Source organism: Rhizomonospora bruguierae (assembly GCF_018397995.1).
GTDB classification, from domain to species: domain Bacteria; phylum Actinomycetota; class Actinomycetes; order Mycobacteriales; family Micromonosporaceae; genus Rhizomonospora; species Rhizomonospora bruguierae.
In genome coordinates this window covers 71,158-84,552 of the sequence record NZ_BBQH01000034.1, presented here as the reverse complement: position 1 = coordinate 84,552, position 13,395 = coordinate 71,158, and the positions used below count along the sequence as shown (strand labels likewise).

12 protein-coding genes are annotated in these 13,395 nt (G+C 73.6%); 7 read left to right on the top strand and 5 right to left on the bottom strand.

The genetic code is table 11. The annotated features are described in order from the left end of the window. Positions 1 to 272: 272 nt before the first annotated feature. The 3 genes from KJS59_RS18820 to KJS59_RS18810 all read right to left on the bottom strand — a co-directional run bounded on the left by KJS59_RS18820 (position 273) and on the right by KJS59_RS18810 (position 4,386). Positions 273 to 1,427: an AI-2E family transporter gene (locus KJS59_RS18820; protein WP_213454236.1), complete on the bottom strand. Its 1,155-nt coding sequence runs from the start codon at positions 1,425 to 1,427 to the stop codon at positions 273 to 275. A gap of 83 nt (positions 1,428 to 1,510) precedes the next feature. Continuing rightward, positions 1,511 to 3,025, bottom strand: a complete 1,515-nt coding sequence (locus tag KJS59_RS18815) for a Laminin subunit beta-1 (protein WP_213454235.1) — start codon at positions 3,023 to 3,025, stop codon at positions 1,511 to 1,513. An 86-nt stretch (positions 3,026 to 3,111) separates the two neighbouring features. Next, complete coding sequence (locus KJS59_RS18810; protein ID WP_213454234.1) at positions 3,112 to 4,386, bottom strand: DivIVA domain-containing protein; 1,275 nt, start codon at positions 4,384 to 4,386, stop codon at positions 3,112 to 3,114. A 260-nt stretch (positions 4,387 to 4,646) separates the two neighbouring features. Here KJS59_RS18810 and KJS59_RS18805 point away from each other — a divergent pair, with 260 nt between their 5' ends. Then, the gene (locus KJS59_RS18805) at positions 4,647 to 5,420 is read left to right on the top strand and encodes a class I SAM-dependent methyltransferase (RefSeq protein WP_213454233.1); all 774 of its coding nucleotides are present in this window, start codon (positions 4,647 to 4,649) and stop codon (positions 5,418 to 5,420) included. Here KJS59_RS18805 and mce read toward each other — a convergent pair. After that, positions 5,417 to 5,893, bottom strand: a complete 477-nt coding sequence (gene mce / locus KJS59_RS18800; RefSeq protein WP_213454232.1) for a methylmalonyl-CoA epimerase — start codon at positions 5,891 to 5,893, stop codon at positions 5,417 to 5,419. The two genes, KJS59_RS18805 and mce, sit on opposite strands and share 4 nt — an antisense overlap. 52 nt (positions 5,894 to 5,945) lie before the next feature. Here mce and KJS59_RS18795 point away from each other — a divergent pair, with 52 nt between their 5' ends. The 4 genes from KJS59_RS18795 to KJS59_RS18780 all read left to right on the top strand — a co-directional run bounded on the left by KJS59_RS18795 (position 5,946) and on the right by KJS59_RS18780 (position 9,734). After that, entirely contained in the window at positions 5,946 to 7,130 is a 1,185-nt protein-coding gene (locus KJS59_RS18795) for an acetyl-CoA C-acetyltransferase (RefSeq protein WP_213454231.1), read from the top strand. Then, complete coding sequence (gene meaB, locus KJS59_RS18790) at positions 7,127 to 8,077, top strand: methylmalonyl Co-A mutase-associated GTPase MeaB (protein ID WP_213454230.1); 951 nt, start codon at positions 7,127 to 7,129, stop codon at positions 8,075 to 8,077. Before KJS59_RS18795 ends, meaB begins: the two co-directional genes overlap by 4 nt. Before the next feature lie 116 nt (positions 8,078 to 8,193). Then, complete coding sequence (locus KJS59_RS18785; protein WP_306345179.1) at positions 8,194 to 9,081, top strand: ABC transporter ATP-binding protein; 888 nt, start codon at positions 8,194 to 8,196, stop codon at positions 9,079 to 9,081. Beyond that, positions 9,078 to 9,734 (top strand): ABC transporter ATP-binding protein, encoded by a 657-nt coding sequence (locus KJS59_RS18780; RefSeq protein WP_213454229.1) that lies wholly within the window; start codon positions 9,078 to 9,080, stop codon positions 9,732 to 9,734. The genes KJS59_RS18785 and KJS59_RS18780 overlap by 4 nt, the downstream gene beginning before the upstream one ends. A gap of 33 nt (positions 9,735 to 9,767) precedes the next feature. On the opposite strand, the gene KJS59_RS18775 is transcribed toward KJS59_RS18780, so the two are convergent. Continuing rightward, positions 9,768 to 10,550 (bottom strand): class I SAM-dependent methyltransferase, encoded by a 783-nt coding sequence (locus tag KJS59_RS18775; protein WP_213454228.1) that lies wholly within the window; start codon positions 10,548 to 10,550, stop codon positions 9,768 to 9,770. A gap of 275 nt (positions 10,551 to 10,825) precedes the next feature. On the opposite strand from KJS59_RS18775, the gene KJS59_RS18770 reads away from it, so the two are divergent. Together KJS59_RS18770 and KJS59_RS18765 are read left to right on the top strand one after the other, a co-directional pair. After that, positions 10,826 to 11,542 carry an Asp23/Gls24 family envelope stress response protein gene (locus KJS59_RS18770; RefSeq protein WP_213454227.1) on the top strand — a complete coding sequence of 239 codons (717 nt, stop codon included), beginning with the start codon at positions 10,826 to 10,828 and terminating at the stop codon, positions 11,540 to 11,542. Positions 11,543 to 11,612: 70 nt separating this feature from the next. Then, positions 11,613 to 13,301 (top strand): acyl-CoA mutase large subunit family protein, encoded by a 1,689-nt coding sequence (locus KJS59_RS18765; RefSeq protein ID WP_213454226.1) that lies wholly within the window; start codon positions 11,613 to 11,615, stop codon positions 13,299 to 13,301. The last annotated feature ends 94 nt before the right edge of the window (positions 13,302 to 13,395 follow it).

Below are 13,395 nucleotides of genomic sequence, written 5' to 3'. Positions count from 1 at the left end.
ACCACCTTGAGACCGCGGGACGCCAGCGCGATGCCGAGCGGCAGGCCGACCCGGCCACAGCCCCCGATGATCACGGCGTCGGAACTGAATTGGCTCACGGACAGCCCCCTCCGGGCAGGATCGGCGCGTGGCCGGTTGGCAGGTAGACCCGCGACGGCGCCCAGGGCCCGGCGGACGGGACCGATGCTATGGGTGCCGGCCGTCCCGTCCCGGTGCTGTGTCCACTTGGCGACAGGCCTCTCCACCGCCCGGACGAGCGACGGATCGGCTGGTCAGCGAGCGTCCTGCCGGGGAAAGACCACCTCGCGGACAATCAGCTGGATGGCGGCGACCGCCGGAATGGCGATCAGCGCGCCGATCACGCCCAGCAGCGCCACCCCGAGCAGCGCCGCGACGATCGCGGCCAGGTCGCTCACCTCCACCGAGCGCTTCATCACCTGCGGATAGATCAGATAGTTCTCCACCTGCTGATACAGCAGGAAGAACACGATGCTGGCGACGCCGGCCTGGGTGGAAGTGGCGAAGCCGGCGATCGTCACCACGATCGCCCCCAGGGTGGCGCCGATCTGCGGGATCAGGTCGGTCACCGCGACCACCACGGCCAACGCGAACGGGTACGCCACCCCGGCGATCATCAGGAACACGAACGTGCTGGCGCCGGCGAGCAGGCCGATCGCCAGCGCCCCGACCATGTACGCCCCCACCTTGGTGAGGATCTCGTCGCCGATGAGCTGGACCCGCTGCCGTCGGGACGCCGGCACCAGCCGGTACCCCCAGGTCTTGACCCGCTCGAACGAGGACATGAAGTAGATCGTCAGGATCAGCACGGTCAGCACGTTGAAGATGCCGCCGAACAGCAGCCGGACGCCGCCGAACACCCCGCCCACCGCGCCGCTGACCGTCGCGCTGCTGGCGAACGACTTGGCCCGGTCGATGATGTCGTACCGGCTGTTCAGGTCGTTGAGCGTCTCGTTGCGCTTGAGTTCCTCGATGTAGCCCGGCAGCGCCTTCAGGAAGTCGGCGGCCTGCCCGACCAGCGGCGGGACCAGCGCGAACAGGCCCCCGATGAGCAGCAGCACCACGGCGAGCGCGACGATGGCCACGGCCAGCCCGCGCGGCACCCGCCACTTCTGGAGCCGGACCACCGCCGGGTGCAGCCCGATCGCCAGGAACAGCGCGATGAAGATGAGCACCAGCATCGAGGCCGCGCTGCGCACCGCCAGGTACAGGCTGTACGCGAGCAGCACGCCGAGCGTCGCGGTGAACCCCATCAGGAAGCTGTTGCGGCGCAGCGGCCGCCCGGGAAGCCCGAACCTGTGCTCAACCGGCCCGGTGCCGCCGCCCGCGCCGGCGGTGGCCGGCTCGGCGTCCCCGGCGGCGGTTGGCTCGGCCGGCTCCGCCGGGGCGTCGTCGATCGTCTCGGGCATCGGCGGCCTCCGCGGGCGAGGGGGTGTCAGCGCGGCGACCGGGATCGCCGGCGCTCATCTTCGCACCGCCCAGCCACACCCCGTCAGCGACGGGACGAGGAGGCCGGCTGCTCGGCCTTGCCGCCCGCCCGGGCCGGCTTGGCCGCGCCGTCGGTGCGGATCACCTCGGTCTTCGCGGAATCCACCGCCTCGCCGGCGCCGGCCTCGGCCTTGGCGCCGTCGACCGGCGCCACCACCTCGGTCGGGGCGCTGTCCGCGGCCGGCTCGGCGGCACCGCCGGCCGGTGCCGGGCTGGTCGGCACCGGTGCCTTCCGGGCCTCGGCCGGCTTGCCGCCGGGCCGGCCCTGCCGCGCGGCGAGCTGCTCCTGCACCTCCGCCAGCCGGCGCCGGACCAGCTTGGCCTCCTGCCGGGCGCCCGCGACCTGCTGCCGGATGCCGGCCAGCTCCTCCTGGGACAGCTCCAGCTCGTTCTCCAGCTCGGTCAGGCGGGCCTGCGCCGCGTCCCGGCGCTGCTCCAGCTCGGTGGCCTCCGCGCGGGCCTGCTCGCCGCGCTGGTGCGCCTCGGCGCGCACCCGCTCCGCCTCGGCGCGGGTGTCCGTGGCGAAGCGCTCCGCCGCCACCCGCTGCTCGGCGGTGACCTGGTCGGTCTCGGCGCGCAGCGCCGCCACCTCGCGCTCGGCCTCCTCGCGTAGCGCGGAGACCTCCCGCTGCGCCTTCTCCCGCAGCGTCGCCGCCTCGCGCTCGGCGCCCTCGCGCAGCTCGGCCACCTCCCGCTCCGCCTCGGTGCGCCGGGTGACCACCTCGCGCTCGACGCCGCCGCGCCACTCGCCCAGTTCCTGCTCGACCCGGGCGCGCCAGTCGCCCAGCTCCTTCTCGAAGCTGGCCCGCTGGCCGCTCAGCTCCTTCTCCACCTGGGTACGGGTGGTCTCGGCGTACTGGTCCGCCTCGGCGTGCACCCGGCGGGCGTACTCGTCGGCCTTGGTGGTCAGCTCGGCCGCCTCCCGGCGGGCCTGGTCGAGCAGTTGCTGGGCCTCGGCCCGGGCGCGCGTGGCGACCTCCTGCGCCTCGGTGTGCACCTGCTTGGCCTTCCGCTCGGCGGCGGCCAGTTCGTTGACCACGGCGGTGCGCCGCTCGACGTCCGCCTTCTCCTCCCGGGCCCGGCGGTCGGCCAGCGCGATCTCGAAGTCGCGCATGGCGGTCTGCGCCTTCTCCTGAGCCTCGGCCACGACCCGCTCGGCCTCGGCCCGCCGGTCGTCGATGGACTGCAGGGCGCTGGCCCGGATCTCCTCGGCCTGCTCCTCGGCCATGGCGAGGATCTGCTCCACCCGGGGGCCGAGGTGCCGGAACGACACCTGCTCCAGCGCGCTGCCGCGCCGGCGCAGGTCCACCACCTCGATCTGGATCTGCTCAAGCTGCCCGGCGAGGGCCTGGATCTGCGCGTACGCCTGGTCCCGCTCACCGGCGAGGGCGGCCAGTTCGCCCTCGACCTGCGTCACGTAGCGCTCGACCTGCCGCCTGTCGTAGCCCCGGCGGACCACCTCGAATCCCGGCTCCGCGCCACCGCCGGTCAGATCGAACAGATCGCTGCCCTGTGACATGTTTTCCATCCTCACACGCAACATCCCGCCTCGCTCGGTTACACACCGGCTTGGCGGGACGTGCGAACTCCTCGGACTCCGGCCCCTCAGCTGGAGGCGTTGCCGGCCGGTACCCGGTCCGTGTCCTCGCCGGGGTTGCCCGGCGCCTTCTCGCCGCCCTTGGCCTCGCCGGGCGGTGCCACGGTAGGAACGATACCCGCCAGACCGGAAAGCATCTGTCCCAGTTGCGCCGTAACCGCGTCCTTCTGTCGGGTCAGGTCCTCGACCTCGCGCCGGGCCTGCTGGGTGGTCAGGTCGGCCTCGGTGCGGGCGTCGCCGACCAGCCGCTTCGCCTCGGCGCGCGCCTCGGAGAGGGTCTTCTCGGCCAGCGCCTTCGCCTTCTCCACGGTCTCGTGGGCGTGCCGCTCGGACTCGATCCGGCGCGCCTCGGCCCGCTGCTCGATCTCCTTGGCCCGGTCCTCGGCGGCCCGCGCCCGCTGCTCCGCCTCGGCGACCATCTTCTGGGTGGCGGACAGCTGGGCCGCGTGCCGCTCGGACTCCTCGCGCTCCGCCTTCTCCCGGCGCTCGGCGATCTCCAGGGCCAGCGACTGGAGGTCCTTGTCCCGCTTGTCGCGGGCGTCGGTGAGCAGCTTGGTCGCCTCGGCGCGCTTCTCCTCGGCCTCCCGGGCCGCCTTCGCCCGCTGCTGGGTGATCTCCCGCTCGGCGGTGGCGCGCAGCGTGGCCACCTCCCGCTCCACGGTGGACTTCAGCTCGGCCACCTCGTGCGCGGTGACCGTGCGCAGCTGCTTGGTCTCCCGGTCCGCGTCCGCGCGCAGCGTGTCCGCCTCCCGGCGGGCCTGCACCCGCACCTCGGCGGCCTCCCGCTCGGCGGCGGTGCGCACGTTGCCGGCCTCGCGCTCGGCGGTGGCCTTCATGGCGGCGGCCTCGGCGCGCGCCTTGTCGGTGATCTCCCGCGCCTCCAGCCGCGCCGCGGAGAGGATGCCCTCCGACTCCCGCTTGGCCTCGCTGCGGTGGTCGTTGGCCTGCTCCTCGGCCAGCCGCAGGATCTGCTCCACCCGCGTGCCGAGGCCGGACAGCGTGGGCCGGCTGTTCTCCTCGAGCTGCTTGTTGGTGTCGGTGAGCTTCTGCTCCATCGCGTTGAGCCGCTGCTCGGCCTGGCGGAGCCGGCGTTGCGCGTCGTTCATCCGCTGCTCGGCCTCGGCACGAGCCTGATCCGCCTGGGACAGAGCGGCGTTGAGCCGGCCGACGAAGTCGTCGACCTGCCCACGGTCGTAACCACGCAGGACGACGGTGAAGTCGTGCTGGGTGCTGGCGTTATCAAAGAACGCGAGGGTTGACTGAGGCGGCTGCTGCTGGGGCATTGGCACATACTGGCAGACGACCCGGGGTGCAACGCAAGGCGCCGGGGCTAATGTCGCCGGGTATTCTGCCGGACCTTGATCTACTTTGCCCGTTTAGCCCGGTAGTACCGGTAAGATCACCGACCGCGAAAGTGGTCGATCGCCCCTCGCGCCGCTCACGCTGCCCAGCTCGCAGGCGTGCCACACCGCATCGACGTGGACCGCTAAGATCCCCCCGCCGAACGGCCGCACCGGCCGCGGCGGACTCGGCGGGAGGGGCCATGGCGACCACGGTTCGGCAGCTCGCCCGGCGGGCGCTGGCCCGCCTCGGGCTGCACCTGGACCACGTCGGCGCGGGCACCTACACGCTGCGCCGCGAGCCCTGGCCGGCCCGGTTCCGGCTGGTGGACTCGGGCCCGCACGCGGCCCTGCTGGCACCGCCCCGGCCCTCGCCCGGGGACCGGTGGCACCGGGACCGCCGCCTGTTCACCTGGATCGCCGAGCGGCAACTGGCCGACCTGCTCGCCCAGTACGAGGTCTCGGTGGTCGTCGACGTGGGCGCCCGCGCCGGGCAGTACGGCCAACTGCTGCGCCGGGTCGGGTACCGGGGCCGGATCCTCTCCTTCGAGCCGGACCCGCACCGCTACGCGGAACTGGCCCAGTGGTCCGCGCACGACGCGGGCTGGTCGGCCCACCGGATCGCGGTCGGCGCCGACGACGGTCCCGACCGCCGCCGGCGCCGGCTCGCCACGCTGCTGGACGAACTGCTCCCCGGCGGTGCCGGCAACCATGCCGAAGCCCTGTTCCTGCGCCTGGACGCCGGGGGGCACGACCTGCCCGCGTTCGCCGGCCTCGGCCACCGCCGCGCGCACGTGGTGGGCCTGCAGTCCGTCCTCATCCCGCCCGGCGCGCGCCGCGGACGCCCCGGCCTGGCCGAGACGCTGGCGGTGTACGAGTCGGCCGGCTTCGCCCTCTCCGGGCTGTATCCGCTGGACCGGGACCCGCAGACGCTGTGCGTGCTGGAGTATGACGGCCTGCTGGTGCGCACGCACTAGCGCTCCGGGTGGGGCTTCTCGACGAGTTCGATCAGGACGCCGCCCGCGTCCTTCGGGTGGACGAAGTTGACCAGTGAGCCGGCCGTCCCGCGCTTCGGCCGCTCGTAGAGCAGGCGCACCCCGCGCGCCCGCAGCGCCTCGGCGGCCGCGGCCACGTCCTCCACCTCGTACGCCACCTGCTGCACGCCGGGGCCGTTGCGGTCCAGGAACCTGGCGATGGTGGAGCGCGGCGACAGCGGGGCGAGCAGTTGCACGCGGCCGCCGGCCGGGTCCGGGCCGACGGCGAGCATGGCCTCCTCGACGCCCTGCTCCTCGTTGGTCTCCCGGTGCAGGCAGCGCATGCCGAATGTGCGGCCGTAGAACTCGATCGCGGCGTCCAGATCCGCCACCGCGATGCCGACGTGGTCGATGCGCAGGACGCCGACCCGTGTGACAAAGTCGGCGGCGGGTGCCGGCCGGGGCTGCTCGGTCATGGCGATAGTGTGGCCTAACCCAACGTTCAGGTGCCAGGAAGGCGGGCGGAACATGACCTCGGTCATCGTCAACGGGGCGCGCACCCCGATGGGTCGCCTGCTGGGAAACCTCAAGGACTTCCCGGCCACCGCGCTGGGCGGCGTGGCGATCCGGGCCGCGCTGGAGCGCTCCGGTGTCGCCCCCGAGCGGGTCCAGTACGTGATCATGGGTCAGGTCCTCCAGGCCGGCGCGGGGCAGATCCCGGCCCGGCAGGCGGCCGTCGCCGCGGGCATCCCGATGACCGTGCCGGCGCTGACCGTCAACAAGGTGTGCCTGTCCGGGCTCGCCGCGATCGCCCTGGCCGACCAGCTCATCCGGGCCGGCGAGTTCGAGATCGTGGTGGCCGGCGGGATGGAGTCCATGACCAACGCGCCGCACCTGCTGGTCGGGCAGCGCCAGGGTTACAAGTACGGCGACGTGGTCGTCAAGGACCACATGGCGCTGGACGGGCTCACCGACGCGTACGAATGCTGCTCGATGGGCGAGTCCACCGAGCGGCACGGGGCCGGGCTCGGCATCAGCCGCGAGGAGCAGGACGCCTTCGCCGCCGCCAGCCACCGGCGCGCCGCCGCGGCCCAGCAGAATGGCGCGTTCGCCGACGAGATCACCCCGATCGAGGTACCGCAGCGCGGGGGCGCGCCGATCGTGCTGACCGAGGACGAGGGCATCCGCCCGGACACCACGGTGGAGTCGCTGGCCAGGCTGCGTCCGGCGTTCACGAAGGACGGCACGATCACCGCCGGTTCCGCGTCGCCCATCTCGGACGGCGCGGCGGCCGTGGTCGTGCTGAGCCGGGCGAAGGCGGAGGAGCTGGGGCTGAGCTGGCTGGCCGAGATCGGCCCGGCCGGCGCGGTGGCCGGGCCGGACAACTCCCTGCACGCCCAGCCCGCGAACGCCATCTCGGCGGCCCTGGCCAAGGCCGGCCTGACCGCGGCGGACCTGGACCTGGTCGAGATCAACGAGGCGTTCGCGGCGGTCGGCATCCAGTCCACCCGGCAGCTCGGGGTGCGCCCCGAGATCGTCAACGTCAACGGCGGGGCGATCGCGCTCGGCCACCCGATCGGGATGTCCGGCGCCCGGCTCGCGCTCACCCTCGCGTTCGAACTGCGCCGCCGCGGCGGCGGCCTGGGCGCGGCCGGGCTGTGCGGCGGCGGCGGCCAGGGCGACGCGCTGCTGCTGCGAGTGCCCCAGGCATGACCGGACGGGACGTGCCCGGCCTGGTCGAGCGGGCCCGGGTGGGCGACCCGCGCGCGGTCGCCCGGCTGATCTCGCTGGTGGAGTCCGGCGCGGACGCGCTGCCCGAGGTGGCCGCGGCGCTCGCCCCGCACGCCGGGCACGCCGAGGTCGTCGGGCTCACCGGCTCGCCGGGCGTCGGCAAGTCCACCACGACCAACGAACTGGTGCGGGCGTACCGGGCGCGCGGGCGCCGGGTCGGCGTGCTGGCCGTGGACCCGTCCAGCCCGTTCAGCGGTGGCGCCATCCTCGGTGACCGGGTGCGGATGCAGGACCACGCCACCGACCCCGGCGTCTACATCCGCTCCATGTCGTCCCGGGGCCACCTCGGCGGCCTGGCGGCGGCGACCCCGCAGGCGGTGCGCGTGCTGGACGGCGCCGGCTGCGACGTGATCCTCGTGGAGACCGTCGGGGTCGGCCAGGCCGAGGTGGCGGTCGCGTCGCTGGCCGACACCACGCTCGTGCTGCTCGCCCCCGGCATGGGGGACGCCATCCAGGCGGTCAAGGCCGGCATCCTGGAGATCGCCGACGTGTTCGTGGTGAACAAGGCGGACCGCGACGGCGCCGACGCCACCTACCGGGACATCCAGGGCATGATCGGCCTGGGCGAGCGGGCGCCCGGGCAGTGGCGCCCCCAGGTGGTGCGCGCGGTGGCCGCCCGGGGCGAGGGCATCGAGGACGTGCTCGCCGCCGTGGACAAGCACCGGGGCTGGCTCGCCGACACCGGTGAGCTGCGGGCCCGGCGGGTGCGCCGGGCCGCCGCCGAGGTCGAGGCGATCGCGCTCGGCACGCTGCGCGAGCGGCTGGGCTCCGTGCGGCACGGCACGGCCCTGGAGTCCCTGGCCGAGAAGGTGGCGGACGGCGAACTGGACCCCTACGCCGCGGCCGACCGGCTCCTCGCCGCGCTCTGAGTCGGCGGCGGTCCGAGCCGGCGGCCGGTACCGGATCCGTGGCGACAGCGGATCTCAGTGCGACAACGGCCGGTACCGCGGCAACCTCGCGCGGGGCCGTGCGCGTTCCAACATCCGTGACGGGCTTGCTGGAGATCGGCGGTGCGGGCGGGGCGCCGCCCGCCGCCGCACCCATCGGCGTGACCTGCCGCGGCCTCGTCTACATCTACCGCCTGGAGGGGTACGACGTGGTCGCGCTCTCCGGCGTGGACCTGGACATCGCGCCCGGCCAGTCGGTGGCGCTCGTCGGCCCGTCCGGCTCCGGCAAGTCCACCCTGCTCTCGCTGCTCGCCGGTCTGCTGCCGCCGGCCGCCGGGCGGCTGCGCGTCGGCGAGCACGATCTGGTCAAGGCGGGCCCGGCCGAGTTGCAGCGGATGCGGGCCGGCGACGTGGGCGTCGTGCTCCAGGGCAGCGAACGCAACCTGCTGCCGTACCTGACCGCCGAGCAGAACGTGCGCTTCGCCCAGCGCGGGGCGCCCGCCGGACGGGTCCGGCCGGCGGCGCGGGAGGTGCTGCGCCTGGTCGGGCTGGCCGACGCCGCCCGGGTGCGCCCGGCCGACCTGGCGCCCGGCGGTCGCCAGCGGCTCGCCCTCGCGGTGGGCCTGGCCAACCGGCCCGGCCTGCTGCTGGCCGACGAGCCCACCAGCCAACTCGACGCCGCCGCCCGGGACGAGGTGCTCGCCGCCCTCGCCGGCGCGCACCGCGCCGGTACCACCGTCGTGCTGGTCACCCACGACCCCGACGTGGCGCGCACGATGGACCGCGTCGTGACGATCCGGGACGGCCGGGTCGGCGCCGAGGGGCGCAGCGGTGAGGACTACAGCGTCCTCGGCCGCGACGGTAGCCTGCACCTGCCCCCGGAACTCGCCGCGGCGCTCGGTCCCGGCGCCCTGCTGCGCGTACAGCCCCAGCCGGACGGCACGCTGCTACTCGTCCCCGTCGAGGCACCTTTGGAGGAGCGATGACCAAGACCGTTGTGGTGGACCGGGTCAGCGTCGCCTACGCCCCCGACCGTCCGGTGCTGCGGGATGTCTCGGCCACCGCCTGGCCGGGGCGGGTGCTCGCCGTCACCGGCCCGTCCGGCGCCGGCAAGACGACCCTGCTCGCCGCCATGGCCGGCATCCTGCGGCCCGCCGCCGGGTCGGTCACCGTGGACGGTGCCCCGCTGCGCGACCGGGACCACGCCGTCGCCGAGCGGGTCGTCATCATCCCCCAGGACAACGGCCTCGCCGCGATCCTCACCGCCGGCGAGAATCTCCAGGTCGCCCTCATCGCCAACGGTGTGCCGCCCACCGACGCCCGCCGACTGACCAGCGAGAAGCTGGAGCGGCTGGGCCTGTCCGGCCAGGCGGACCAGTTGGTCGAGGAACTGTCCGGCGGTCAGCAGCAGCGCACCGCGATCGCGCGGGGGCTGGCGCTGCACGGCGACGTGCTGCTGGCCGACGAGGTGACCAGCGAGTTGGACGCGGCCAACCGGCAGCGGGTGCTGGACCTGCTGCACGACGAGGCCCGGCGGGGCGCGGCGGTGGTCTTCGCCACCCACGACCCGGAGGCGGCGGCCGCCTGCGACGCCGAACTGCACCTGATCGACGGCCGCGCCGAACTGGTCCGCGAGTAGCCGCCGCCGGCCGGTTCGCTCGGCCCGGGCCGCTCAGTCGACCTCGGGGGCGCGGACCACCCAGACGCAGTCGCGCGGGATCGACTCGGTGTCCTTGACCAGGATCTCGTAGCCGAGGTGGGTGAGGAACCGCTCCATGATGCTGTCGGTCATCACCGAGAACGACCGGCCGTGCCGCTTGCCCATCAGGTTCTTGTCCCACTCGCCGAGGAAGCGGTTCCAGCCCCGCTCGCTGAGCATGTTCGAGTGGTGGAACAGGCAGATCCGCCGGCCGCGCATCAGCGCCGGGACGCGGGTCAGGTAGTTGTAGATGTCGCGCGGCTCGATGTGGACCATGGTGTCGAAGCAGAACGCCACGTCCACGCTCTTCGGCTCGATCCCGGCCAGCCGGATGCCGTCGATCTTCACGTAGTCGACGCCGTCGTCGCCGAGCCGCTCGCGGGTGGCCGCGAGCATGTCGGCCGCGATGTCGGCGCAGATCAGCCGCTTGCCGTGGGCCCGCAGCAGCACGGCGGTCCGCCCGCCGCCCACGCCGATCTCCAGGACGGTGTCGTCCTTGGTCACGTACGGCGTGACGTACTTCTCCTCGATCAGCCGGGTGTACTCCTCGACCGTCTGCGCCGCGCCGGCCTCCTGGCCGGTCCACTCGTCGCCGAGGTGCCGTAGCCCCGGGAAGCGCTGGCTCCACTGCCGGGCGTACTGGTTCCAGGCGCCCTCGTAGTCGACGCCCCGTGGTCCGGTGCCGCCTGGCTTGCCCTTCCCGCCGCTCTGCTGCGCCGGAAGGACCCGTCGAAGAACTCGCTGAAGAGTGCCCATGCGCGGTGTACGCCCCTGTCAAGATCGGAAAGCCTTCGCAGGCATTGTGCCGGGGGGTGCCCTTCCGTCGCAATGACCCACTACCGCATCATGGCCGTTTTTCCGGGCAAATAGGACCGACCCTGAGTGGATGGGCGCCATTCGCCCGCCCCTGATCATGGCGGTGGGACGGGTTCGTGCGGGCTGTGGCGGCTGGTGCCCGGCCGGTACGCTCGCGGGGCATGCCGACCCCTCGGCGGCTGCTTGTCGCCGGCCCGCCCGATTGGGAGTGAACCATGACGGATGTCGTTTCGGAGGTCCCCGCTCAGCGCGCTTCTGACGAGGCCGGTGCGCCGACGCCCGCCGCGCCCGAGACGCCCGCCGCGCCCGCGGCATCGGGTGCGCTCGTGGGGACCGTGGTGCCCTCCGCCACCCGGCCGGCGCCGACCCCGCCGATTTCACCGGCTTCGCCGACCGAGCAGCCGATCGGCGAGCGGGTGAACGAGGTGGTCGCGCGCGCGGGCGACGCGGTGGAGCGGGCGGCGGCCGCGTCGGGGCGGGTGGCCTCGCACGTGGTCGAGCGGCTGCGCAACAACGCCGAACTGGCCGCCGACCGGGGCCGGACGACGATCGCGAACGAGGTGGTCGAGAAGATCACCGGGATCGCGGCGCGGGAGGTGCCCGGCGTCTACGACCTCGGTGGGGACGTGGCGCGGGTGTTCGCGGCGGTCAAGGAGCGGATCGGCCTCGGCGATGTCGGCGACGACAGCGACCGGGGCGTGTCGGTGCGGCTGGAGGGGCGCAGCGCCGTCATCAACATCACGATCGTCATCGAGTATGGCTTCGTCGTGCACTCGGTCACCGAGGCGGTGCGGGTCAAGGTCATCCACTCGGTGGAGAACCTGCTCGGGCTCGAGGTGGCCGAGGTGAACATCCTCGTGGACGACGTGCACGTGGACCACTCCGGGCCGGTGGGCGACGACGAGGCGCGCGCCGCCGGGTACCAGCCGTAGCCGGCGGCCGCCGGGGCGCGCGGGCGGCGTCTCCTTAGCGATCGTTCAGGGTGGTGGCTAGTATCGGGCCATGAACGCCGAGGAGATCGCCGCCGGTCGCGCCCGGTGGCAGGCCCGGTACGACGCCGCGCGCAAGCGCGACGCGGATTTCACCACGCTGTCCGGCACCGCGGTCGAGCCCGTCTACGGGCCGCCCGAGGGTGCGGCGTACCCCGGTTTCGAACGGATCGGCTGGCCGGGCGAGTACCCGTACACGCGCGGCCTCTACCCGACCGGGTACCGGGGGCGCACCTGGACGATCCGGCAGTTCGCCGGCTTCGGCAACGCCCGGCAGACGAACGAGCGGTACAAGATGCTGCTGGTGGCCGGGGGCGGCGGGCTGTCGGTCGCGTTCGACATGCCGACGCTGATGGGCCGCGACTCGGACGAGCCGCAGTCGCTGGGCGAGGTGGGGCACTGCGGGGTGGCGATCGACTCGGCCGCCGACATGGACGTGCTGTTCGACGGCATCGACCTGGCCGGGGTCACCACCAGCATGACGATCTCGGGCCCGGCCGTGCCGGTGTTCTGCATGTACCTGGTGGCCGCCGAGCGGCAGGGCGCCGACCTATCCACATTGGACGGGACCCTCCAGACCGACATCTTCAAGGAGTACATCGCCCAGAAGGAGTGGCTGTTCGCGCCCGAGCCGCACCTGCGGCTGATCGGCGACCTGATGGAGTACTGCCAGGCGGAGATCCCGCGGTACAAGCCGCTGTCGGTGTCCGGGTACCACATCCGGGAGGCCGGCGCGACCGCCGCGCAGGAGTTGGCGTACACGCTGGCGGACGGCTTCGGGTACGTGGAGTTGGGGCTGTCCCGCGGCCTGGACGTGAACCGGTTCGCGCCGGGGCTGAGCTTCTTCTTCGACGCGCACGTGGACTTCTTCGAGGAGATCGCGAAGTTCCGGGCGGCCCGGCGGATCTGGGCGCGCTGGCTGCGGGAGCGCTACGGCGCGACCGAGGCGAAGGCGCTGTGGCTGCGCTTCCACACGCAGACCGCGGGCGTCTCGCTGACCGCGCAGCAGCCGGTCAACAACGTGGTCCGTACGGCCGTGGAGGCGCTGGCCGCCGTGCTGGGCGGCACCAACTCGCTGCACACCAACGCGCTGGACGAGACGCTGGCGCTGCCGACCGACGCCTCCGCCGAGATCGCGCTGCGCACGCAGCAGGTGCTGATGGAGGAGACCGGGGTCGCGAACGTGGCGGACCCGCTCGGCGGCTCCTGGTACGTGGAGGCGCTGACCGACGCCGTCGAGGCGCAGGCGGAGGAGATCTTCGAGCAGATTCTCCGGCTGGCCGGCGAGGGCCCGCACCGGATCGGCGCGATGACCTCGGGCATCCTGCGCGGCATCGAGGACGGCTGGTTCACCGCGCACATCGCGGATTCGGCGTTCACGTACCAGCAGGCGCTGGAGCGGCGCACCAAGAAGATCGTCGGGATGAACGTGCACACCGGCACGGTCGCGCAGGATCTGGAGATCCTGCGCATCTCGCACGAGGTGGAGCTGGAGCAGCGCCGGCTGCTCGCCGGGCGGCGCGCCGCCCGGGACGAGGCCGCCGTGCGCAAGGCCCTGTCGCGGCTGGTCGCGGAGGCGCGCACCGACGCGAACCTGGTGCCCGCGCTGCTCGACGCCGCCCGCGCGGAGGCGACGCTCGGTGAGATCTGCGGTGCGCTGCGGGACGAGTGGGGCAATTACCGCGAGCCCGCGCGGTTCTGATAACGCTTCGGTAAATCTCCGGTAAGTCTCCGGTTCCGTGGGGCAACCAGCCCCCGGGGCCGTCGCGTCTCTTACGCCGTCTCGTGATGCTCGG